Here is a 22749-nt window from a genome sequence, read left to right on the forward strand (position 1 = left end):
GCGTTTCCCTCGCCCGGCAGGAGCGCGTCGGGCAGACTGTCCGCCCCCGCATGTGCACCCTGATTGCCCCGTGTGCCGGTGCGGCATGCCACCATCGTGCGGGCGGTGATCGGTGATACGAGACCAAGAAGAGACGATGAAGCAGCAGGGTGCGCACCCCGAGGACACGGAGGGCACCTCTGACGCTGCGTCGCGCGCGGGCACTCCGGACGACGGCTCGAAGACGCCTGCGAAGAAGCCCCGGACGGCCGCCGAGGAGCCCGACTTCGCGCACATCGACGAGGTGGAGGGCGACGAACCGCTGCTCCCCGCGCGCGTGCACCGCCCGTCCGACCTGATGCGCCTGCTGGTGGGCGTCCTCGCCGTAGCGATCCTGATCGGGATCGCCGCGTTCGCGCACGGCACCACGTCGGGCCTCGAACAGGACATCAACAAGGGCACCGGGCAGGCCCCCGACCTGCTCATCAAGATCGCGGGACTCGCCTCCAGCATCGCCATCCTGCTGGTACCGGTCGCCTTCGCCATCGAGCGGCTGATCAAACGGGACGGGCTCCGGATCGCCGACGGTGTCCTCGCGGCGGTCCTCGCGCACGGTGTGACCCTCGCCACCGACCTGTGGGTCGCCCGGGCCGCCCCCGACTCGATCCAGGAGGCGCTCACCCAGCCCTCCCCCGGTGACATCCACGCGCTGACCGATCCCGTGCACGGGTATCTGGCCCCGGTCATCGCGTACATGACGGCCGTCGGCATGTCGCGCAGACCGAGATGGCGCGCGGTGCTGTGGGTCGTACTGCTCCTCGACGCCTTCTCGATGCTCGTCACCGGGTACACGACCCCGTTCTCGATCATCCTGACCGTGCTGATCGGCTGGACGGTGGCCTACGGCACGCTGTACGCGGTCGGCTCGCCCAACGTCCGGCCCACCGGGCAGACCCTGATGGCCGGTCTGCGGACCGTCGGCTTCCGCCCGGTCAGCGCGTCACGCGAGGACACCTCGGACAACCCGGACACCGGGGACCGGGGCCGGCGCTACTTCGTCACGCTGGAGGACGGCCCGCCCCTGGACGTGACGGTGGTCGACCGGGAGCAGCAGGCCCAGGGCTTCTTCTACCGCGCCTGGCGCAACCTCACGCTGCGCGGCTTCGCCACCCGCAGCAGCCTCCAGTCGCTGCGTCAGGCCCTGGAGCAGGAGGCACTGCTGGCGTACGCGGCCATCGCGGCCGGTGCCAACGCCCCCAAGCTGATCGCCACCTCCGAGCTCGGCCCCGACGCGGTGATGCTCGTCTACGAGCACAGTGGCGGACGCACCCTCGACTCGCTGTCGGACGAGGAGATCACCGACGACCTGATGCGCGACACGTGGGACCAGGTGAAGGCCCTGCAGTCGCGGCGGATCGCGCATCGCAGGCTGGTGGGCGACGCGATTCTGGTGGATCGTTCCGGCACGGTGATCCTCACCGACCTGCGCGTCGGCGAGATCGCGGCCGGCGATCTGCTGCTGCGCATGGACACCTCCCAGCTGCTGGTGACCCTCGGCCTGAGGGTGGGCGCCGAGCGGGCGGTGACCTCGGCGGTCGGCGTGCTCGGTCCCGACGCGGTGGCGGACTGCCTGCCGATGCTCCAGCCCATCGCGCTCAGCCGCTCCACGCGCGCGACGCTGCGCAGACTGGCCCGGGAGCGGGCACAGCGCGAGCGCGACGCGGTCCTGGAGGCGTCCCGGCAGGCCAAGCAGGCCCGCCTGGAGGAGGACGCGGACGAATCCGTGACCGTCGTCCTGGAGAAGCCCGACAAGAAGGCGGTGCGGGCGGAACAGCGCGCCGAGAAGCGGGCGATCGACGAGGCTGTGGAGGAGGCGCGCGAGGAGGACCTGCTCACCCAGATCCGGCACGCGGTGCTGCGGATCAGGCCGCAGGCGCCCGTCGAGCCGGCCCGGCTGGAGCGGGTGCGGCCGCGCACACTGATCAGTTTCATCGCTGGGGCGATCGGCGCGTACTTCCTGCTGACGCAGCTCACGCACATCGAGTTCGGGCCGCTCATCGCGAACGCCGAGTGGGGCTGGGTCGCCGCGGCCGTGCTGTTCTCGATGTGCAGCTACGTCGCGGCGGCCATGGCGCTGCTGGGCTTCGTGCCCGAGCGGGTGCCGTTCGTGCGGACCGTGGCGGCGCAGGTCGCCGGGTCGTTCGTGAAGATCGTCGCCCCGGCGGCGGTGGGCGGAGTCGCGCTGAACACGCGCTTCCTGCAGCGCGCGGGGGTGCGGCCGGGGCTCGCGGTGGCGAGTGTCGGCGCGTCGCAGTTGTTCGGGCTCGGTTGCCACATCCTGATGCTGCTGTCCTTCGGCTATCTGACCGGCACCGAGAAGACGCCCTCGCTGTCGCCGTCCCGGACGGTCATCGCCGGTCTGCTGACGGTGGCGGTGCTCGTGCTCGTGGTGACGTCGGTGCCGTTCCTGCGCAAGTTCATCGTCACCCGCGTGCGGTCGCTGTTCGCGGGTGTCGTGCCGCGCATGCTGGACGTGCTCCAGCGGCCGCAGAAGCTGGTCACCGGCATCGGCGGCATGCTGCTGCTGACCGCCTGCTTCGTGATGTGCCTGGACGCGTCGATCCGCGCGTTCGGCGACGATTCCACCTCGATCAGCATCGCCAGCGTCGCCGTGGTCTTCCTCGCGGGCAACGCCCTGGGGTCCGCGGCACCGACGCCGGGCGGTGTGGGCGCGGTCGAGGCGACCCTGACGGTCGGTCTGATCGCCGTCGGGCTCCCCAAGGAGGTCGCGGCACCGGCGGTCCTGCTGTTCCGCCTCCTGACGCTGTGGCTGCCCGTGCTGCCGGGGTGGCTGGCCTTCAACCACCTCACGCGCAAACAGGCCCTCTGACACGACCGGGCCGGAGGGGGCCGCTGCGCACCGTCAGCGCGGCAAACAGGCCATCTGACACGACCGCGCCTGAGGCAGCCGCTGCGCACCGTCAGCGCGGCAAACAGGCCCTCTGGCCTCACCGAACCCTCCTACCTCGTACGGCACGCGTCCCGCGCGTCCGGCTCGGTACCGCCGCAGGATGGAACCATGCCATCGCTCCTCCGGCTGCGCGCCGCCGCCCTGACCGCCTCCGCGGTACTTCTCTCCACCGTGCTGGCGGGCTGCGGCGACGACGGCGCCAAGGACGAGGACCTCACCCGGCAGGAACTGAGCTGGAAGGCCTGCCCGACTCCGGACGCGGCCCAGGGCGGAGGCGCCGCGCCCTCTCCGCTGCCGGACGACGGTGAGTGGCAGTGCGCCACCATGAAGGCACCCCTCGACTGGGGCGACCCGAAGGGCGACACGATCGGCCTCGAGCTGATCCGGGTCAGGACCACCGGCGACGACCGCGAACGCATCGGCTCGCTCATCTTCAACTTCGGCGGCCCTGGCGGCTCGGGCGTCACCTCGCTGCCCGCCTTCGCCGAGGGCTACGAGACCCTGCGCACCCGCTACGACCTGGTCAGCTTCGACCCGCGCGGGGTCGGCCGCAGCGACCCCGTGATCTGCGAGAACGACCAGCAGCTCGACGCCTACTTCCAGCAGGACGCCACACCCGACGACGCCGCCGAACGCACCCGGCTCGTGGAAGACACCACGGAGTTCAACGACGCCTGCGAGCGGAACTCGGAAAAGATCCTTCCGCATGTGCGCACCACCGACGCGGCCCGCGACCTGGACCTGATGCGCCAGGTCCTCGGCGACGACAAGCTGCACTACTTCGGCTTCTCCTACGGCACCGAACTCGGCGGCGTCTATGCCCACCTGTTCCCCGAGCGGGTCGGCCGTGCTGTGTTCGACGCCGTCGTCGATCCCACGAAGAACCCCGAACAGGGCTCGCTCGGGCAGGCCAAGGGCTTCCAGCTCGCGCTCGGCAACTTCGCCGAGGACTGCGTGTCGAAGACCGAGGAGTGCCCGATCGGCGACACCGCCCAGGACGTGAAGGACCGTATCGCCAAGCTGCTGAACGACCTCGACCGCAATCCGCTCCCGGGGGTCTTCCCACGCCAGCTGACCCAGACCGCGGCGACCAGCGGCATCCTGCAGGCCCTGTATTCGCAGGACTTCTGGGAGTACCTCACCGAGGGCCTGGAGCAGGCGTACGACGGTGACGGCACGATCCTGATGCTGCTGTCCGACTCGATGAACGGGCGCAATGAGAACGGGGAGTACGACAACTCGGTCGCCGCCCTGACCGCCATCAGCTGCGCCGACGCCAAGCCGCGCTACGACACGGCCTACGTGGAACGGAAACTGCCCGAGTTCCAGGCCGCGTCCCCGCTGTTCGGCGACGCCATGGCCTGGGGCATGATCGGCTGCACCGACTGGCCCGTGGCGGGCGCCGCCGACCACCCGGACGTGAGCGCTCCAGGGTCGGCGCCGATCCTCGTCGTCGGCAACACCGGCGACCCCGCCACCCCGTACGAGGGCGCGCGGGCGATGGTGAACGCGCTGGGCAAGGGCGTCGGTGTCGAGTTGACGTATCGGGGCCAGGGGCACGGCGCGTACGAAAGCGAGAACAAGTGCGTGCTGGGCGCGGTGAACGGATATCTGCTGGACGGGAAGGTGCCGCCGACGGGGACCGTCTGCTCCTGACACCAGCAGTCATCCCGGCGAACGCGCAGGTCAGAAGGTTATCCACAGGCCGAATCGGCGAACGCGGGATCTGCCTACCATGGCCTGACCGCCATCCGCGGCACGGAGCGGACGGCTTGCGAGGGGGGATGAGCCCATGTCGCGTTTCCTACGGTGGACCGCTCTGGCGGTCGCCTCGGCGCTGCTGGCCGCGGGGTGCAGCGGCGATTCGTCCGACGACAAGAGCGGTGGACTCTCCTGGGGCCGCTGCGAGGCCACCTCCGATGCCGCCGCGCCGAGCAGCGAATGGCAGTGCGCGACGCTGAAGGTGCCGCTGGACTGGTCGAAGCCGGACGGCGAGACGATCGGGCTGGCGCTGATCCGCGCCAAGGCCCGCGGTGACGACCGTGCCGGCTCGCTCCTGTTCAACTTCGGCGGGCCCGGCGCCTCCGGCGTGTCCATGATGCCGTCGTACGCCCCGACCGTCTCCTCACTCCGCGAGCGGTACGACCTGGTCAGCTGGGACCCGCGCGGCGTGGGCGCCAGCGAGGGGGTGCGCTGCCGCGGCGACAAGGAGATCCAGGCCGCCGAGTCGGTGGACGTCACGCCGGACACCCCGGCCGAGGAGAAGGCGTACTTCCAGGACGCCGCCGACTTCGGCAAGGGCTGCCGAAAGGACGCCGGGAAGCTGCTGGCGCACGTCTCGACCGCCGACTCGGCCCGCGACATGGACCGCATCCGGGAGGTCCTCGGCGACAAGAGGATGAACTACTTCGGCATCTCCTACGGCACGGAACTGGGCGGCACCTATGCCCACCTGTTCCCGAAGCACGTGGGACGCATGACGCTGGACGCGGTCGTCGACCCCGCCGCGGACACCGTGGGGCACGCCGAGAACCAGGCCCTGGGCTTTCAGCGCGCGCTGAACGGCTACCTCGAGTCCACGGGCCAGGATCCGGAGGAGGGCACACGCAAGATCGCTGATCTGCTGCGGCGGATCGACGCCCGGCCTCTGCCGACGGCCGCGCCCGGGCGGAAGCTGACGCAGACGCTCGCGGTCACCGGCATTCTCCTGCCGCTGTACAACAAGGACAGCTGGCCGACGCTGACGGGCGCCCTCGACGCGGCCGAGAAGGGCGACGGCTCGGAGCTGCTGGCCCTCGCCGACCGCTACAACGAACGCGCCCCGTCGGGGCGCTACGGCACGACGACCCACTCCCAGCGGGTCATATCGTGCCTGGACGACAGGCAGCGGCCGACCCCGGCCCGGACGAAGAAGCTGCTGCCTCGGTTCGAGAGGATCTCCCCGGTCTTCGGGACGCTCCTCGGCTGGGACACGGCCGGCTGGTGCCACGACTGGCCGGTGGCGGGGCAGCACGACACGCCGGAAGTGAGCGCCCCGGGCGCGGCACCGGTCCTGGTCGTCGGCAACACGGGCGACCCGGCCACCCCTTACGAGGGTGCGCGGAGGATGGCCGACGAACTGGGCAAGGGCGTCGGAGTGATGCTCACCTGGCGGGGCGAGGGGCATGGCGCCTACGGCAGTGGGAGCGACTGCGTCGACTCCACGGTGAACGCGTATCTGCTGAACGGATCGGTGCCGAAGGACGGCAAGGTCTGCTCATGACGACGGCGGGGGCTTCGGGCACCCGTGGTGCCCGAAGCCCCCGCCGCTCGGAAAGGGAGGCCGGATACGGCTCAGTAGACCGGCTTGGACGGCTCGATCTGGTTGACCCAGCCGATCACGCCACCACCGACGTGGACCGCGTCCGAGAAGCCCGCGGACTTCAGCACCGCGAGGACTTCCGCACTGCGGACACCCGTCTTGCAGTGCAGGACGATCTTCTTGTCCTGCGGGAGGCTCTCCAGGGCGGTGCCCATGAGGAACTCGTTCTTCGGGATCAGCCGGGCGCCCGGGATGGAGACGATCTCGTACTCGTTCGGCTCGCGGACGTCGATGATGTCGATGCTCTCGCCGTCGTCGATCCACTCCTTGAGCTGCTTGGGAGTGATCGTGGAGTCGGCGGCCGCCGCCTGGGCCTCCTCGGAGACGACGCCGCAGAAGGCCTCGTAGTCGATGAGTTCGGTGACGGTCGGGTTCTCGCCGCAGACCGCGCAGTTCGGGTCCTTGCGGACCTTGACCTGGCGGTACTGCATCTCCAGGGCGTCGTAGATCATCAGTCGGCCGACCAGCGGCTCGCCGATGCCGGCGAGGAGCTTGATGGCCTCGTTGACCTGGATGGAGCCGATGGACGCGCACAGCACGCCCAGGACGCCGCCCTCGGCGCAGGAAGGGACCATGCCGGGGGGCGGGGGCTCCGGGTACAGGCAGCGGTAGCAGGGGCCGTGCTCGGACCAGAAGACGGACGCCTGGCCGTCGAAGCGGTAGATCGAGCCCCACACGTACGGCTTGTTCAGCAGCACGCAGGCATCGTTGACCAGGTAGCGGGTCGCGAAGTTGTCCGTGCCGTCGACGATCAGGTCGTACTGGCTGAAGATGTCCATCACGTTGTCGGCCTCGAGCCGCTCCTCGTGAAGGATCACGTTCACGTACGGGTTGATGCCCTTGACGCTGTCCCGGGCGGACTCCGCCTTGGAGCGGCCGATGTCGGCCTGGCTGTGGATGATCTGGCGCTGCAGGTTCGACTCGTCGACCTCGTCGAACTCCACGATGCCGAGGGTGCCGACGCCCGCGGCGGCCAGGTACATCAGCGCCGGCGAGCCCAGGCCGCCGGCGCCCACACACAGCACCTTGGCGTTCTTCAGCCGCTTCTGCCCGTCCATCCCCACGTCGGGGATGATCAGGTGGCGGGAGTACCTGCGGACCTCGTCTACGGTGAGCTCGGCAGCCGGCTCGACCAGGGGTGGCAGCGACACGGGGACTCCGTTGGTCGGTCAATCACTACGGTTGTTCTCCCCGTAACAGTGCCATGCCCTTTTTCATTCCGAGACACCTGTTCCGACACGCGAGACGAATTCGTCCCAGTAGCCGGGCATGGACTCCCAGGGGTCGGTGTGGCCGCCACTGTCGGTGTGGTCGGTGATCCAGACGGTCGCGGCTCCCTGCCGGCGGGCGATGCGCAGTGCCTCGGCCAGGTGGGGGCGGGGCACGCCGTGGACGAAATGGCAGAAGCGCCCGGGCGAATGGTCGTCGGTCCACTCGGCCACCTGCGACCAGCGGTAGTCGCTCCAGGGCCCGGAGAAGGTGACCAGCTGGTCGGCGAGTTCGACGTAGCCGGGGTGCGGGTGGATGCCGTGGCCGAGGACGATGTGGGCGGTGTCACGGATCACGCGGAGCGTGGCGACCGTGCGGCGGACCTCCGGCAGCCCGGCGTGGTCCGCCGGGCAGCGCTCCAGCAGGAAGCCGTCGACCTGGTACCAGTCGACGAACCGGTGGGCGTCCGAGATCAGCTCGCCGAAGTTCCGGGTGCCGTACCGGGTGTCGAGATGGCCGAGGACGCGGATGCCCGCGTTGCGCAGACGGCCGGCCGCCTCCAGGCAGTGCGGGTCGGGGCGGGCTCCGGGGCCGTCGGCCACGTTGAGGACCACCCAGTGCAGTGGGGTGCCGGGGCGGGTCAGCTCGCCCCACTCGGTGGGGGCGAGGAGGGGGTGCGCGTAGCCGGGGACGCCGACGCCGGGGCGCAGTTCCGTGCCCGAGGTGCGCCGCCGGGTGCTGGTCAGATGCGGCATGCCGCCTCCATCCAGATGTCGGCGAGGGACTCCTCCAGGCCGATGCGCGGGCGCCAGCCGAGCCGGTCGCGCGCGGTGCGCACGTCGGCCTGCTGCCAGCTGCCGCAGCCGTCCGGGTACGGGTATGCGACGGGCGGCGCGTGGTCCGGGTCGGGACGCGGGTGGCCGATGGCCGTGCGCAGGGCGCCGGGCGGGCCGTCAAGTTCGTGGAGGGCACCGCCGTATCCGGCGACGCGGGCGAGGACCGCGGCGGCGTCGCGCAGGCGCACGGCGCGGCCGGAGCCGATGTTGATGACGCCCTGGGCGGCGGAGAGCGAGGCGGCGTGGACGGCACGGGCCACGTCGCGGACGTCGACGAAGTCGCGCTGCGCGCCGAGGCCGCCGAGTTTCAGCTCGCCGTCGCCGGACTGCATGGCGCGGCGCATGGCCTCGGCGAGACGGCCCAGGGGGGAGCCGGCGGGGGTGCCGGGTCCGGCCGGCGAGAAGACGCGCAGGACGACGGCGTCCAGGCCGGAGCCGAGGACCAGTTCGGTGGCGGCGAGCTTGCTGACGCCGTACGGGCCGCCGGGCCGGGGTACGGCGTCCTCGGCCGTGGAGGAGCCGGGCTGGCTCGGACCGTATTCGGCGCTGCATCCGATCTGCACCAGCCGGGCACCGCAGCCGCTGCGGCGCAGGGCCTCGCAGACGGTGGCCACGGCGACGGTGTTGTGGCGGGTCAGCTCGCGGGCCCCGCCGCGGGTGGCGCCGGCGCAGTTGACGACGACACCCGGGTGGACCGCGTCGAGGAAGCGGGTGAGGGCACCGGGGCTGCCGGAGGCGAGGTCGAAGCGGACGTCGGCGTCGTCGCCCCGGCCGAGGGCGGTGAGCTGCACGGCCGGGTCGGCGAGCAGACGGTCGGCGACGAAGCGCCCGATGTAGCCGTTGGCTCCGATCAGCAGGACTCTCATCGCGCGGCTCCCCGTGTCGCCGGGGTTCCTGGGTGGGTGGTCATGAGGGTTCTCCTCGAGGCGGGAAGGAAGGGGTGGGAAGGGTGTGGTCTGCGGCGGTGGGGCCGGTGCCCGCGGCGGTCACCGTGCGGCTTCCGGCGGTGCGTGGGCCGAGGCCCGGGTCAGCTTGCGGGTCGTGTGGACCAGGAGGGCCAGGGCCGCCGCTCCGCAGGCGAGGGTGGGGACGCCGGCGGCGCCCCAGGTGGTGACGAGTGTTTCGGCGGGGGTGGCCAGGAAGCCGCAGCCGGGAAGGCGGGAGGCGAAGACCGTGGCGAGGGCGGACGCCTCGGCCGTGGCCGTCGCGGTGAGGACCACGGCGGGGGCATAGGTGAAGCCGTGTGTGGTGAGGAGGCGGGCCAGGAAGAGGAGGGCGCCCAGGGTGAGGGCCTCCGCGTAGGCAACGGGCTCGTCGAGGACTGCCGTGCACAGGGTGAGCAGGGCCGCCAGGGCACCCAGGAACAGGGCGACCGTGCCGAGCAGGAGGGGGCGTACGGCGGCGGCGAAGTCCTCCAGGCCGCGGCTGGCCGCGAGTTTGCGGCGGGCCCGAGCGGCGAAGAGGTGGGCGGTCCAGGCAGCGGGCGCGCAGGCCAGGGCGAGGGCCAGGACCGGGGCGGCGGTGAGGGGCCAGGGGCCGTCGGCCGTGCCGGTGGGCAGGGCGTCGGGGCCTCCGGCCAGGGCGTTGTCGAGCAGGCCGTTGCCCAGAAGGGAGTAGGTGACGAGGCACACGGTCCACAGGGTGGTCCGGCCGGGGGCCGCACCGGGTCGTGGTCCGGGTCGGCCCGCATCCGTCCTGCTCAGGGGCCCGCGGCGCAGGGCCGCGCGGAGGGCCAGGGTCACGGCGAGGGCGCCGGCCGCGGCCGCGAACAGGCGCGACTGCCCGTGGGTGAGGTGCACGGCGGTCACGGCGGCGGCGCACAGCGCCCCGGGCAGGAGCGTCAGGAGAGCCCAGTCGGCGCGCACCCGGGGCGCGGCGGGCGGCACGGGCAGGGGCGAGTCTCCGTCACGGGAGACGCGCGCGTACATCTCCTCCGCGAGGGAGAAGACGTCCCGGTGGCGGAAGCGGGCGGCGGTCCGGTCGGTGATGCCGTGCGCCTCCAGGCCCGCGGCGATCTCGAGGGGGTCCACCGCGCGTTCGCAGAGTTCCCGGTGACGGTGCATCAGCGCTTTCACGGGATCGGCCGCCCCCCGGCGCGGGGTGGACGCCCTGCGGCCGGCGGCCGACGCGTTCGGCGCGGGACGGTCGCCGTGCTGCACGGGTGCCTCGTGGCCGGTGGCCGGCCCTTGTTCCGAGGGCTGCGTACCTTCAGCGGCCTTCTCCCGCGCCACATCGGTCCCGGGACGGGCCGAGCCCGTGGTCGCCGGATCCGGTTCCTTCTCCGAGCGGGCGTCCCGCGCCGCGGGGCCGGTCGGGGTTCCCGGACGGTCCAGTTCGCCCAGGTCGTTCATCGCGCTGCCTCCGGGGAGGGGACGGGAGTGGTGGCGCGGACGGGGCGGCCTGCCGCCCAGCCGGGGCCGCCGCGGGCGAGGCGGGGCGACGCGGCGGTCCAGCGGACGGGCACGTGGGCCTCGGCGGGAACCGCGAACGGCAGCGGCTCTCCCGCGCCGTCGAGGAGGACACGGCGGACGGGCGCCCGCGCGACGATCTCCAGGTAAATGCCGTGAAATGCCTCGATGTTCTGCTCGACCGTGAACAGTTCGAGGGCCCGGGCGCGAGCGGCGGCGCCCAGCCGCGCACGGCGCTCGGGGTCACGCAGCAGCGCCACGCACGCCTCGGCGAGCGCCCGCGGATTGCGCGGCGGTACGACGAGTCCCGTGCCGCCGATGACCTCCACGACCGCGCCGACGTCCGTCGACACGGTCGCGCGCCCGCAGAGCATGGCCTCGACGAGGCTGAGGGGGAAGCCCTCGACGACGCTGGAGAGGACGGTCACGGCGCCCGAGGCGTAGGCGTCGGCGGTGGCCGGGAGTTCGGGGCCGCCGACCTCCTCGAAGGACACCGGGTTGTCGCCGGCGGCGTGCGGGCCGTCGGCCTCGTCGGGGAAGAGCTGGGCGGCCAGTGTCCTGCAGTGGCCGAGGTAGGCCGCACCCTCGGGGCCTGCGGGGGCGCCGACGATGCGCAGGCGCGTCCTCGGCTCCTGCTTGCGGATCTCGGCGAAGGCGTGCAGCAGCGAGACCAGGTCCCTGGCGGGCTCGACGCGGCCGACCCAGACGAGCGTGTCGGGGTCCGCGCCGTCCGGGGACTCGCCCACCTCGGCGAAGGGCCGGGCGTCCATGCCGGGGTAGACCGTGCGGAGCTTCTCGCGGTCGGCACCGCAGCGCTCCTGCCAGCGGCGGGCGTGCGTGTTGCCGGCGGTGACGACTTCGGCCCGCGCGTAGGCCTCGGCCGCGAGCCGGCCCTGGAAGGCCGCCGGCAGGGACCGTACGGCGGGTGGGGCGTCCGGGGCGGTGAGGTAGTGCGTCCGCAGGCGCACGCCGTACTCGGTCACCATCAGGGGCACGCCCGTGAAGTGCCGGGCCAGCAGCCCGGACAGGGCGGCCGTGCCGCCGGAAGCGGCGTGGCAGAGGTCGACGGCACCGAGCCCGTCGTCCTCGTACCAGTCGAGGGACAGGGGGCGCAGGGCGCGTTCCAGGTGCGCGGCGACGGCGAGCAGATCCGGTACGCGTGCCTCACGCGCGGCGCGATGGGCGCCGGGCGCACGACAGGCGCGTTCCAGGGTGCGTACGGCGGCCTCCGAACGGAGGGCTCCCACCAGCCCGCCCTCCTCGCGGGCGAGTTCGGCGAGCCCGTACAGAGCGTTGGCGAAACGGTCCGCCTCAGAGGTCGGCGCACCCCCGGAGAGCCTCCCCGCGGCACCCCCGGACGCCCCGCACAGCACGGCGGCCAGTTCCCCGAAGTACTCGGTGAACCGCCGGCGCGCACGGCGCCCGAGCACCACCTCGTCGTCCTCGGCCATCCACAGTGGCCCGGTGCGCACCCGGCGGACGTTCGGCGGCAGCGGGATCCAGCCCTCGTCCTCCTGGTGCTGGCTGCGGCTGAGCGCGTAGACGTCGAACTCGTGCTGGGCGAGTCCGCGTACCAGCCGGTCGCACCAGAGCCTGGCGTCACCGCTCACATACGGATACCCACCCTCCGTAAGCAGTCCGATGCGCACGAGTGCACCCCCGATCTCCCGTATGGGGAGCCGCCGTTGCCCGGCGGCTCGCAGCGGGACGAACGTATGCGGACAAGGCGGTGGTGCGACGGACGGTTGTCCATCGCACCACCAAAAGGGGTGAACGGTCGTAACTTTCCCGTGCAGGTCGCGTTCTGTCGCGCTAGGAGATCAAGCGGACACGGATCGTCATGTCGCGGCCGACTCTCGTCGCCGCGCCCTGCGTCGCGGGTGACTCGTACACCTCCCCGACGGGCCCTGTGTCCGATGCCGGGGCAGGCCGTTCTGGGCATGTCAACGCGGGCGCCGCGCCACGCCGCCCGTGGAGGCTGTCAACTCCCGGGATACGGCCAGGGGTTGGCGCGGCAGCGGATGCCGTCGTGGTCGAGGAACTTGGTCTGCTGCTGCATGACCGGCGCGAGGTCGCCGTCCTTGTCGCAGGTGACGTGACCGTAGCCGAGGCGGTGGCCGACCTCGTGGTTGATCAGCATCTGCCGGTAGGCGTGGATCTTGCCGTCGCCGTAGGTCTCCGAGCCCTGGGCCCACCGGTAGGCGTTGATCATCACGCGCTCGGTCGCTGCCGAGTCGCAGGAGACGTTGTCCTCGGTGGTGTCCAGACCCGACTTGGCGCACCAGTCGGCGGTCGTGCCGGGGCTGGCGAGAGTGATCACGAAGTCGGGCCGGCCGGAGTAGATGCGCTCGAAGGTGCGCGCGCCGTTGTGGGCCCAGCTGCGCCGGTCGTTGAGCGTCTTCTGCACGGCCTCGGAGAACAGGGCGCCGTCCAGCCCGAGTCCCTGCTCCACGTCCACGCGGTAGGTGAACTTCTGCCCGGCACCCGGCGCCTGGGCGATACCGGGAACGGCGTCGAACTTCCCCGAACCCTTGAGCTCGGCGCCGAGCGGGTACGTCCTGCCCATCTTCTCGTCGTAGGTCAGCGGCGTGGCCTCGGGGGCGGGCCGTCCGTCCGCGCGGGACGCGGCGTCGCGGACGTCGCGGGCCCGGTCGGTGGCCGGCTGCGACTGCACCTCGGCACCGCGGCCCTGGTCGTCGGCGACCTGGCCGGCGACGATGACGGCCAGCACGGTGGTGACGGCCGCGGCCGCGATGCCGGTGAAGGTACGGCCCTTGCCGCCCCTGCCCTGCGCGGGCGGGCCGGTGGGCCCCGCGTCGTCGTCGCCGGACCCGGAGTCGGCCGGGGTGCCGACGTTCCAGTCCGTGACGGAGGCGTAGGCGTCCGCGGCGTGCGCGGAGGCGGGCGTACGGGGCGCGAAGACGTCGTCCTCCTCTTCGACGAAGGCATCGAGATAGTCCTGCCGCGGCCCGGGCACGGAGGCCCGGCGCTGCCGCGGTATGGGAACACCGACACCGGCGGGTGCCCCGCCACTCCCCGTCAACTCACCCCAGCCGCCCCCGGCTTCATGCTGCTCGGGATGCCCGCCCCGGGCTTGCGGGAAGCCGTGCGCGGACGCGCCACCGGAAACCCGAGGCACCCCACGCGCGGGAGTGCCGTCCGCCAACCGGGGAACACCCTGTGCGGGAGTCCCGTCGGACAACCGCGGCACACCCCGCGCCGGAGTCACGTCGGACAGCCGCGGAACCCCATGCGCTGGAGTACCGTCGGCCAGCCGCGGAACCCCGTGCGCAGGCGTACCGTCCGGCAACCGCGGCACACCCCGCGCCGGAGTGCCCTCGGAAAAGCGGGGTACCCCACGCGAAGGCGTGCCGTCGGGCGACCGTGGCATCCCGTGCGCCGGAGTCCCGTCCGGCAGCCGCGGAACGCCTCGCGCGGGTGTGCCGTCCGGCAGCCATCCGTCCGGCAGGCGTGGCATGCCGTGCGGTGGCGTTGCGTCCGCCGGGGCGGGCCGGGGCCCTGGCACCCTGCGCGGGCCAGGTGGTGGCCAGCCACCCTCCGCGGGGCCGGGCGTTGGTGCCGTACGGCCGCCCCGGTCCGGGTCCGGCGTCTGGCCCTGGCCCGGTCTCTGACCCTGCGCGGAACCGGCCCGGCCGTCTCGTAGTGCTGTTGTGTCCGCGCTGTCGCCCTTGACGACCGGCCCGCGGCGGCTGTGGCGTCCCACGTCGCGCCTCAGCCCCCCATGCTCTCGTCGGTGCCTTCTCTGTCGACTGCGTCGCCCCCGGCATCCGCCCGGCCGGCCCTCCTCGCCCGCTGCGTGCCCGACTCCCCCGCGTCTGCCAGGAGTTCACGGAACGCCATGGCCACCGTCTCCGGGTACTCCATCATCGCCACATGCCCGGCGTCGGGCAACGTCATCAGCCGCGAGTCACGGAAGGCCCGGGCCGCTTTCTGTGCCATGCGGAAGCCGACGAGCTGGTCACGGCCACCGTAGACGAGGAGGGTGGGCGCGAGAACCCGTTCGGCCTGGCGCCACAGCCCCTGCTGGCCGCCCAGCGTGTACGCGTTGACGATCCCGCGCGCGGAGCGCGCCATCGCGTCCCAGAAGTACGGCAGCCGCAACCGCCGCTCCATCTCCTGCACGGCGTTGCTGAATCCTTCCGGCGTCACCCGCCCGGGATCCCCGTAACAGAGCGCCATCACGCCGCGGACCCGCTGCTCCGCCGTCCACTGCCGGGTGAGCCGGGTGAAGAGCAGGGCGACACCGGGCACCGCCAGCAGCCCCGTGGGCACGGCGGCGCGCTGCACTCGGATTTCCGGCAGAGCGGGCGACACAAGCGTGAGCGTACGGACCAGATCGGGCCGAACCGCGGCGACACGTGTGGCGACTGCGCCGCCGAGCGAGTTCCCGAACAGGTGCACGGGACCGCGTCCGGAGGCGTCGAGGTGACGGATGACCGCGCGCGCGTGCCCCGTGACGGAGTAGTCGCCGTCGTCCGGTGGCGGGGAGTCTCCGAAGCCCGGCAGGTCGAGGGCCTCGCTGTCGACGGAGTCGTCGAGCAGTGCCATCAGCGCCGACCAGTTCTGCGAGGAACCGCCGAGCCCGTGCACGTACAGCGCGGGAGGCAGCCCCTCGCGGGCGGGAGGCCTCGACCGGACCGTCAGCGTGACCCCGGGCAGTTCGACCGATCGCAGCCGCTCACCCTCCGCGACCCGGACGGTCCCCACCTTCGGCAGCACATTGGCGGGCGGCACGAACGGCAGCTCGGTCGAAGACATGCGGCAATGTTACGAGACGATCACGCAGTGACTCATGTGTTCGCCTGTGTTCGCCGTCACAGGAATCGGCCCGTTGAGGAGGCGAAAGAGGAGGCACCCGAGCGCACATGGGTAGCAGTCAGGGGGATGAGCACTACGTCACGCCCCGGACGCGCATCGCATAGCGTCCGGATCGGGTGTCTCCTAGGCTCGTACAGAGGGCACCCGCGTGTGGCCCCTGCATCCCCAGGGACGTTCGTAGGAAGGGAGCCCAGCATGGCCGTAGACCCCACCGACCCCGAGACGTTCGAGGTCGAGGACGCGCAGGAGGCGCAGGAGTTCGACGTCGAGGCCCCCGAGGTAGACGCGGCCGAGCAGCAGGCGGACATCGCGCCGAACCGCGATGACCCGCTGACCGCCGTCGACCCGGACCGCGCCAACGAGGCCGACCTGGTGGAGCAGGCCCGGATCGTCGCGCTCGACGAGGACGACTACCGGTGACGCTCGCCGCCGACGGGCGACGAGCAGCTCCACTGCACAGGGGAGGGGCAGGATTTTGCCCGCTCTGACCCTGTTTGAAACCTTCGTAACCGCTTTCGTAACCGTCCAGTCCGTGAAATTCTGCGCTCTCACCGCGCACACCACGGTTACCGAAAAGTACGATGGCGACGCGGCCAGATCCGCACGTGGACGACTATGGGAGGCGGCGTGACAGCCATAGAGCAGACAGAGGCGGTTCGCCCGCGGGGCACACGCCTGCCGCGCCGTGCCCGACGCAACCAGCTTCTGGGCGCCGCCCAGGAGGTCTTCGTGGCCCAGGGCTATCACGCGGCCGCGATGGACGACATCGCGGAGCGCGCCGGCGTCAGCAAGCCGGTGCTCTACCAGCACTTCCCGGGCAAGCTCGACCTCTATCTCGCGCTGCTGGACCAGCACTGCGAGTCGCTCATCCAGTCCGTACGGAACGCGCTTGCGTCGACGACCGACAACAAGCAGCGTGTCCGGGCGACGATGGACGCCTACTTCGCCTACGTAGAGGACGACGGCGGCGCCTTCCGCCTGGTCTTCGAGTCGGACCTGACGAACGAGCCCGCCGTGCGCGAGCGCGTCGACAAGGTCACCAACGAGTGCGCGGAGGCGATCTGCGACGTCATCGCCGAGGACACCGGCCTGTCGCGCGCGGAGTCGATGCTGCTGGCCTCGGGCCTGGGCGGGCTCGCCCAGGTGGTGGCGCGGTCCTGGCTGCACAGCGACCGCAGCGTGCCGCGCGACCAGGCGGTGCAGCTGCTCACCTCGCTGGCGTGGCGGGGGATCGCGGGCTTCCCGCTGCACGGCATGGACCAGCCGCACCACTGACGGGCACTTTGTTCCCGCCCGATGTTCGCTCGTGGCGTTCTCGGGCGGAGCATGTACGTCCCCTCACCGGGCTAATGTGTGCTGCGTACGGCGCGGAAGGTCGCGCACATCACTGACCGTCGGAGGGACATAGCCGTGGAGGTCAAGATCGGCGTGCAGCACGCGCCCCGCGAGATCGTTCTGGAGAGCGGTCAGACTGCCGAGGAGGTCGAGCGCGTGGTCGCCGAGGCGCTGGCCGGGAAGTCGCAGCTGCTGAGCCTCGTGGACGAGCACGGCCGCAAGCTGCTCGTCCCGGCCGACCGTCTCGCCTACGTCGAGATCGGTGAGCCGGCCCCGCGCAAGGTGGGCTTCGGCGCGCTGTAGGCGCATGCGCGGAGCGGGGCGGGACGGCTTCGGTCGACCCGCCCCGTTTGCGTTGCCGCTACCCGCCCGGTTTGCGTTGCTGCCTGCCCGCCCCGTTTGCGTTGCTGCCTGCCCGCCCGGTTTGCGTCGCCCTCCCTCGGACACCCCTTCCGCGTAGCCCTCTCACTCCTCTTGCGGCGCACCGGTTCCTCCACGGATGGAGCACAAGTCGTCCACAGGGGTGGATTGGATTCCGCAGGTCAGGGGTAAGACGGGCTACGACCGATTTGGGCAGGCCGGCCATGTGGGAGGGACCCTGACATGCTCCTGGAAGCGCTGAGCTCCGCGATCCTCGGCCTGGCGCTGGCATGGGCGGCCGTACACCGCCTGCCGCACCGTCTCCCGGCCCGCCACATGGTCCTGTCGACCGGTGTCGCGGGTGCTCTCTTCGGGGCCTTCGTCATGCACAGCGCGCTGGACGCCGGGCACGTGCTCATCGTCCTGCTCGGCGCGGCGATCGTCTCGGTGGCCTCGCTGTCGCTGCTGCTGCGTCCCGCGGGAAGACTGCGCCGCCGGTCGGCGACCGCCTGAGGGGTCGCCGATGGTGGCGGCGCTGACGACGCGGACCACCCGGACGGCGGGACTCTAGGCGGCCAGCCCCAGTGCGGCCATCCGCTTGGTGTGGGCCTCGGTGATCCGGGAGAACATCTTGCCGACCTCGGCGAGGTCGAAGCCGTCCGCGACGCCGCCCACCAGCATGGTCGACAGCGCGTCCCGGTCGGCGACCACCCGCTGGGACTGCGACAGGGCCTCGCCCATCAGCCGCCGCGCCCACAGCGCGAGCCGCCCGCCCACGCGCGGGTCGGCCTCGATCGCGGCCCGCACCTTCTCCACGGCGAAGCCGCCGTGCCCCGTGTCGTCGAGCACGGCCAGCACCAGGTCGCGGGAGTCGGAGTCCAGCCGGGCGGCGACCTCCCTGTAGAAGTCGCTGGCGATGGAGTCGCCGACGTAGGCCTTGACCAGTCCCTCCAGCCAGTCCGAGGGGGCCGTCTGCTTGTGGAACCCGTCGTACGCGGCGACGAACGGCTCCATCGCACGCGTCGGTTCCTCCCCGATCTCGGCGAGCCGGTCGCGCAGCCTCTCGAAGTGGTGGAACTCCGCCGACGCCATTTTCGCCAGCTCCGCCTTGTCCGCCAGCGTGGGCGCCAGCTTGGCGTCCTCCGCGAGCCGCTCGAAAGCCGCCAGCTCCCCGTACGCGAGCGCGCCGAGCAGGTCCACGACCGCGGCGCGGTACTGCGGGTCGGCGGAGGCCGTCGCCCAGTCCCGGGCGGCGACCGAGGTGGGTGCGGCGGCGGCGGTGTCCGAGGCGTTCCCAGGCTTGTCAGAGCTCGTCATGAAGCGCACAATAGCCCGCCCGCCGGGAGGCGTAAGGCCCTGGTCAATCACTGTGACGACGACTACGTGACCAAATCGGCCATCGCATGTGCGGGATTCCGGGGTATGGTGGTAATGCGCCTGCTGGTACGTCGACGTGCCTCGACAGGCCGCACGTATGAGGATGCCCGGTCGGTGGCCCGATCGGCTCCGACCCGACAGCCCTCCCCGGCCGTCCGCCCCAGTGCGTACGAGTCCCGGAGGGGGACACCCTCAGCGGCACGAGCGCTAGAGCGTCGGCGCGGTCCCGTGCTTTTCGGCCCGCCCGTAGGCAGCCGACGTCCCCGGCACGGTCTGACTCGACCCCGCGCTCGCCTCGCGCCGCCCACACAGAAGAGGCAGCACCCTGACTACGTTCCGAGAGCTCGGAATCCTCCCCGAGACCGCCGAAGCCCTTGAGGCCGTCGGCATCATCACCCCCTTCCCCATCCAGGAGATGACGCTCCCCGTCGCCCTCTCGGGCAAGGACGTCATCGGCCAGGCCAAGACCGGCACCGGTAAGACGCTGGGCTTCGGCCTCCCGCTCCTCGAGCGCGTCACCGTCCCCGCGGACGTGGAGGCCGGACGCGCCCAGCCCGAGGACCTCACCGACGCCCCGCAGGCACTCATCGTCGTGCCCACGCGCGAGCTGTGCACGCAGGTCACCAACGACCTGCTGACCGCGGGCAAGGCGCGCAACGTGCGCGTCCTCGCCATCTACGGCGGCCGGGCCTACGAGCCCCAGGTCGAGGCCCTGAAGAAGGGCATCGACGTGGTCGTCGGCACCCCGGGCCGGCTGCTCGACCTCGCCGGGCAGAAGAAGCTGAACCTGAAGCACGTCAAGTGCCTGGTCCTCGACGAGGCCGACGAGATGCTCGACCTGGGCTTCCTGCCCGACGTCGAGAAGATCATCAACATGCTTCCGGTGCGGCGTCAGACGATGCTGTTCTCGGCCACCATGCCGGGCGCGGTCATCGGCCTGGCCCGCCGCTACATGTCGCAGCCCACGCACATCAGCGCCACCTCCCCGGACGACGCGGGCGCGACGGTCGCGAACACGAAGCAGTTCATCTACCGCGCGCACAACATGGACAAGCCCGAGATGGTCGCGCGCATCCTCCAGGCCGAGGGCCGGGGGCTGGTCATGGTCTTCTGCCGCACCAAGCGCACCGCGGCCGACCTGGCCGACCAGCTCAAGCAGCGCGGCTTCGCCTCCGGCGCGGTCCACGGCGACCTCGGCCAGGGCGCCCGCGAGCAGGCGCTGCGCGCCTTCCGCAACGGCAAGGTGGACGTGCTCGTCTGCACCGACGTCGCCGCCCGCGGCATCGACGTCGAGGGCGTCACGCACGTCATCAACTACCAGTCGCCGGAAGAGGAGAAGACGTACCTGCACCGCATCGGCCGGACCGGCCGCGCGGGTGCGAAGGGTACGGCGATCACGCTCGTCGACTGGGACGACATCCCGCGCTGGCAGCTGATCAACAAGGCGCTGGACCTGGGCTTCAGCGACCCGCCGGAGACGTACTCCACCTCCCCGCACCTGTACACGGACCTCGGCATCCCCGAGGGCACCAAGGGCGTCCTGCCGCGCTCGGAGCGTACGCGCGCCGGGCTGGAGGCGGAGGAGCTGGAAGACCTGGGCGAGCCGGGCGGCCGTGGGCCGCGCGGGCGCGGCGGCCGTCCCGGCCGCGGCGACCGGGACGAGTCCCGCTCGGCCGACCGCGAGCGGTCGCCGCGTACGCCGCGTCGTCGTCGCCGTACGCGCGGCGGGGCCGCGCTGGACGGGGCGCCCGAGTCCGTCGGCAGCACCGCGCCGGAGACCACGGCCACCGGCGGCGCCGCCGAGGCGGATGCCGCCACGGCTCCTCGCACGCCGCGTCGCCGTCGCCGTACCCGCGGCGGTGCCCAGTCCGAGCCGGCTCCGGTCGCGGCGGCCGAGGCCCCCGCGTCCGAGCAGGCGGAGAACGCCGTCGCGACGGCGGAGGGCACGACCGCGGAGGCGCCTGAGGCGACCGCGAAGTCGCGTCGGCGCCGCACGCGCCGGTCGGAGTCGTCGGCGGTCGAGGCCGAGGCCGCGGTGACGCTGTCGGCCCCGGAGACGGCGGTCGTCGCCGAAGTCACGGACGCCGCAGTTGCCGCGCTGCCCGAGGCTGCCACCGCCAAGCCGCGCCGCCGCACCCGTAAGGCCACGGCGGCCTCCGCGGCCGAGTCGGCGGTCGACACGGCCGAGGGGACCACCGAGTCCGCGCCGGAGCCGTCGGAGACGAAGCAGCGCCGGACCCGCAGGACGGCAGCGAAGACCGAGGCAGGCGTCGACACGGCCGCGGCGGCGGAGAACACCGCCGAGACGGCCGAAGCGAAGCCCCGGCGTACGCGCAAGGCAACGACAGCGGCCGAGTCCGCCGTCGACACGGCGGAAGCCACCGAGGCCACGCCGCGCCGCCGCACCCGCAAGGCCGCCGAGACCACGGCCACGGCCGAGGCGCCGGAGGCCGCGGCGGCCAAGCCGCGCCGCACCCGTAAGGCCGCGGTCGCGGCGGAGGAAGCCGTCGACACGGCCGAGGGCACGGAGGCCAAGCCGCGCCGCCGGACCCGCAAGGCCGCCGAGGCCGCGCCTGCCGTCGCCGAGATCCCGGCCCAGTCGGCTCAGGAGCCGGAGGCCGTCGAGGCCAAGCCGCGGCGTACTCGCAAGGCGAGCACCGCCAAGGCGGAGGCGAGCGTCGACACGGCCGAGGCGACCGAGGCCAAGCCGCGCCGGACGCGGAAGACCGCCGCGGCGGCCGAGGCCGCCGTCGACACGGCCGAGGGCACGGAGGCCAAGCCGCGCCGCCGCACCCGCAAGGCCGCCGAGCCCACCGAGATCCCCGCCCAGGCGGATCAGGAGCCGGAGGCCGCCAAGCCGCGCCGGACGCGCAAGGCGACCACGGCCGCCACGGCTGCTGCTTCCGAGGACACGGCGGAAGCGAAGCCCCGGGCCCGCCGCACCCGCAAGGCCACGGTCGCCGCGGAGCCCACGGAGGGCTGACCCACCCCTCTCGGACGGCCCGGCCCCCTCGCACGGGGGCCGGGCCGTCGGCGTTCACCGGGGGCGCAGGGCCGGTACCCGCCCGCTACCCTCACCCCGTGACCAGCCACCCCGCCTTCCTCCCGCCCCCGGGCGCCCGCGCCTACCGCCTGGGCACCTCACGCGGCGAGTTCGCCGTCGTCGACTCGTCGCCGGCGGCGGGCGTGGAGGGCAGGGGAGCCGTCCTGATGCTGCCCGGGTTCACCGGGAGCAAGGAGGACTTCAGGCTGCTGCACGAGCCGCTCGCACAGCGGGGATACCGGGTCGTCGCCGTGGACGGGCGCGGGCAGCACGAGTCGGAAGGACCGCTGGACGACGAATCCGCCTACGCCCAGCGGGAACTGGCACGCGACGTGCTCGCCCAGGCGGAGGCGCTGGGCGGGCCCGTGCACCTCGTCGGGCACTCGCTCGGCGGGCAGATCGCCCGTGCGGCCGTGCTGCTCGACCACTCACCCTTCCGCTCGTTCACGCTGGTCTCGTCCGGCCCGGCGGAGATCTCCGTCTCCCAGCAGCAGCGTGTGAAGCTGCTGCGGGACGCGCTCGCCGTCCTGTCGATGGAGGAGGTGTGGGAGGCCATCCAGGCCATGGGAGCGCCGGAGGAAGTCGGCGGCCCCGCACGCGGCCTCGGTGACCAGGACCAGTTGCGCCGCCGCTGGCTCGGCCACAGTCCTGCCCAACTGCTCGCGACCGGACGTCAGTTGTGCACCGAGCCGGACCGCGTCGCCGAACTCGCGGCGCTCCCGCTGCCGTTCCACGTCCTGTCGGGCGCGCACGACGACACCTGGCCGATCGCGATCCTCGACGACATGGCCCTGCGACTGGACGCACGCCGCACGGTCATCACGGGGGCGGAGCACTCCCCCAACGCCGACCGGCCTCTGCCGACGGCCCACGCCCTCGCGGACTTCTGGGACGGCATCAAAGACCGGCCTGGTGAGCCCGCCGACCCCCGGACTTCCTAGGGGGTGTCCGCAAAGTCCCGCCTGCCCCGCGACGCCCGGCACGCACTCTCGCCGCACCGGGCGAACACCCAAGTACAACCAGTACGCGGG

General features: G+C 72.5%; 17 protein-coding genes. 9 read left to right on the forward strand and 8 right to left on the reverse strand.

Annotated features, from left to right (window positions below; genetic code table 11):
* Positions 1-136: 136 nt before the first annotated feature.
* The 3 genes from ACIRDU_RS24440 to ACIRDU_RS24450 all read left to right on the forward strand — a co-directional run bounded on the left by ACIRDU_RS24440 (position 137) and on the right by ACIRDU_RS24450 (position 6212).
* Entirely contained in the window at positions 137-2869 is a 2733-nt protein-coding gene (locus ACIRDU_RS24440; RefSeq protein WP_403582588.1) for a lysylphosphatidylglycerol synthase domain-containing protein, read from the forward strand.
* 189 nt (positions 2870-3058) lie between these two features.
* Complete coding sequence (locus ACIRDU_RS24445; RefSeq protein ID WP_403582590.1) at positions 3059-4606, forward strand: alpha/beta hydrolase; 1548 nt, start codon at positions 3059-3061, stop codon at positions 4604-4606.
* 136 nt (positions 4607-4742) lie between these two features.
* The gene (locus tag ACIRDU_RS24450) at positions 4743-6212 is read left to right on the forward strand and encodes an alpha/beta hydrolase (RefSeq protein WP_403582593.1); all 1470 of its coding nucleotides are present in this window, start codon (positions 4743-4745) and stop codon (positions 6210-6212) included.
* A gap of 71 nt (positions 6213-6283) precedes the next feature.
* Here ACIRDU_RS24450 and moeZ read toward each other — a convergent pair whose 3' ends face one another.
* From moeZ to ACIRDU_RS24485, 7 genes are all read right to left on the reverse strand, one after another.
* Positions 6284-7462: an adenylyltransferase/sulfurtransferase MoeZ gene (gene moeZ, locus ACIRDU_RS24455; protein WP_311679551.1), complete on the reverse strand. Its 1179-nt coding sequence runs from the start codon at positions 7460-7462 to the stop codon at positions 6284-6286.
* 63 nt (positions 7463-7525) lie between these two features.
* Entirely contained in the window at positions 7526-8275 is a 750-nt protein-coding gene (locus ACIRDU_RS24460) for a spherulation-specific family 4 protein (protein WP_403582595.1), read from the reverse strand.
* Positions 8263-9222 carry an NAD(P)-dependent oxidoreductase gene (locus ACIRDU_RS24465; protein ID WP_010047687.1) on the reverse strand — a complete coding sequence of 320 codons (960 nt, stop codon included), beginning with the start codon at positions 9220-9222 and terminating at the stop codon, positions 8263-8265. The genes ACIRDU_RS24460 and ACIRDU_RS24465 overlap by 13 nt, the downstream gene beginning before the upstream one ends.
* 120 nt (positions 9223-9342) lie before the next feature.
* Positions 9343-10707: a hypothetical protein gene (locus tag ACIRDU_RS24470; RefSeq protein WP_403582598.1), complete on the reverse strand. Its 1365-nt coding sequence runs from the start codon at positions 10705-10707 to the stop codon at positions 9343-9345.
* On the reverse strand, positions 10704-12413 hold the full coding sequence (locus ACIRDU_RS24475) for a DUF3492 domain-containing protein (protein ID WP_403582601.1): 1710 nt from the start codon (positions 12411-12413) through the stop codon (positions 10704-10706). Before ACIRDU_RS24475 ends, ACIRDU_RS24470 begins: the two co-directional genes overlap by 4 nt.
* A gap of 332 nt (positions 12414-12745) precedes the next feature.
* A complete protein-coding gene (locus ACIRDU_RS24480; protein WP_403582604.1) occupies positions 12746-14488 on the reverse strand; it encodes a DUF3152 domain-containing protein in 1743 nt (580 codons plus the stop codon).
* 8 nt (positions 14489-14496) lie between these two features.
* Entirely contained in the window at positions 14497-15543 is a 1047-nt protein-coding gene (locus ACIRDU_RS24485; RefSeq protein WP_403582607.1) for an alpha/beta fold hydrolase, read from the reverse strand.
* A gap of 255 nt (positions 15544-15798) precedes the next feature.
* Between ACIRDU_RS24485 and ACIRDU_RS24490 the strand changes: the two genes are divergently transcribed.
* From ACIRDU_RS24490 to ACIRDU_RS24505, 4 genes are all read left to right on the forward strand, one after another.
* Entirely contained in the window at positions 15799-16023 is a 225-nt protein-coding gene (locus tag ACIRDU_RS24490; RefSeq protein ID WP_403582609.1) for a hypothetical protein, read from the forward strand.
* Positions 16024-16230: 207 nt separating this feature from the next.
* Entirely contained in the window at positions 16231-16878 is a 648-nt protein-coding gene (locus ACIRDU_RS24495) for a TetR/AcrR family transcriptional regulator (RefSeq protein WP_031132394.1), read from the forward strand.
* A gap of 135 nt (positions 16879-17013) precedes the next feature.
* The gene (locus ACIRDU_RS24500) at positions 17014-17241 is read left to right on the forward strand and encodes a DUF3107 domain-containing protein (protein WP_030854792.1); all 228 of its coding nucleotides are present in this window, start codon (positions 17014-17016) and stop codon (positions 17239-17241) included.
* A 300-nt stretch (positions 17242-17541) separates the two neighbouring features.
* Positions 17542-17811, forward strand: a complete 270-nt coding sequence (locus tag ACIRDU_RS24505) for a hypothetical protein (protein ID WP_403582613.1) — start codon at positions 17542-17544, stop codon at positions 17809-17811.
* A gap of 54 nt (positions 17812-17865) precedes the next feature.
* Here ACIRDU_RS24505 and ACIRDU_RS24510 read toward each other — a convergent pair whose 3' ends face one another.
* Positions 17866-18615 (reverse strand): ferritin-like fold-containing protein, encoded by a 750-nt coding sequence (locus ACIRDU_RS24510; RefSeq protein WP_403582615.1) that lies wholly within the window; start codon positions 18613-18615, stop codon positions 17866-17868.
* 475 nt (positions 18616-19090) lie between these two features.
* On the opposite strand from ACIRDU_RS24510, the gene ACIRDU_RS24515 reads away from it, so the two are divergent.
* The gene (locus ACIRDU_RS24515; protein WP_403582617.1) at positions 19091-21658 is read left to right on the forward strand and encodes a DEAD/DEAH box helicase; all 2568 of its coding nucleotides are present in this window, start codon (positions 19091-19093) and stop codon (positions 21656-21658) included.
* Between the two features lie 98 nt (positions 21659-21756).
* A complete protein-coding gene (locus tag ACIRDU_RS24520; RefSeq protein ID WP_403582620.1) occupies positions 21757-22659 on the forward strand; it encodes an alpha/beta fold hydrolase in 903 nt (300 codons plus the stop codon).
* The last annotated feature ends 90 nt before the right edge of the window (positions 22660-22749 follow it).

It is taken from the genome of Streptomyces sp. NPDC093598, from assembly GCF_044764825.1.
In the GTDB taxonomy this organism is placed as follows: Bacteria; Actinomycetota; Actinomycetes; order Streptomycetales; family Streptomycetaceae; genus Streptomyces.

What these genes read in the sequence shown, in the direction of transcription:
- ACIRDU_RS24440 (WP_403582588.1), top strand. Translation starts at nt 137, where the DNA reads ATGAAGCAGCAGGGTGCGCACCCCGAGGACACGGAGGGCACCTCTGAC.
- ACIRDU_RS24445 (WP_403582590.1), top strand. Translation starts at nt 3,059, where the DNA reads ATGCCATCGCTCCTCCGGCTGCGCGCCGCCGCCCTGACCGCCTCCGCG.
- ACIRDU_RS24450 (WP_403582593.1), top strand. Translation starts at nt 4,743, where the DNA reads ATGTCGCGTTTCCTACGGTGGACCGCTCTGGCGGTCGCCTCGGCGCTG.
- ACIRDU_RS24460 (WP_403582595.1), bottom strand. Translation starts at nt 8,275, where the DNA reads ATGCCGCATCTGACCAGCACCCGGCGGCGCACCTCGGGCACGGAACTG.
- ACIRDU_RS24465 (WP_010047687.1), bottom strand. Translation starts at nt 9,222, where the DNA reads ATGAGAGTCCTGCTGATCGGAGCCAACGGCTACATCGGGCGCTTCGTC.
- ACIRDU_RS24470 (WP_403582598.1), bottom strand. Translation starts at nt 10,707, where the DNA reads ATGAACGACCTGGGCGAACTGGACCGTCCGGGAACCCCGACCGGCCCC.
- ACIRDU_RS24485 (WP_403582607.1), bottom strand. Translation starts at nt 15,543, where the DNA reads ATGTCTTCGACCGAGCTGCCGTTCGTGCCGCCCGCCAATGTGCTGCCG.
- ACIRDU_RS24490 (WP_403582609.1), top strand. Translation starts at nt 15,799, where the DNA reads ATGGCCGTAGACCCCACCGACCCCGAGACGTTCGAGGTCGAGGACGCG.
- ACIRDU_RS24505 (WP_403582613.1), top strand. Translation starts at nt 17,542, where the DNA reads ATGCTCCTGGAAGCGCTGAGCTCCGCGATCCTCGGCCTGGCGCTGGCA.
- ACIRDU_RS24510 (WP_403582615.1), bottom strand. Translation starts at nt 18,615, where the DNA reads ATGACGAGCTCTGACAAGCCTGGGAACGCCTCGGACACCGCCGCCGCC.
- ACIRDU_RS24515 (WP_403582617.1), top strand. Translation starts at nt 19,091, where the DNA reads ATGACGCTCCCCGTCGCCCTCTCGGGCAAGGACGTCATCGGCCAGGCC.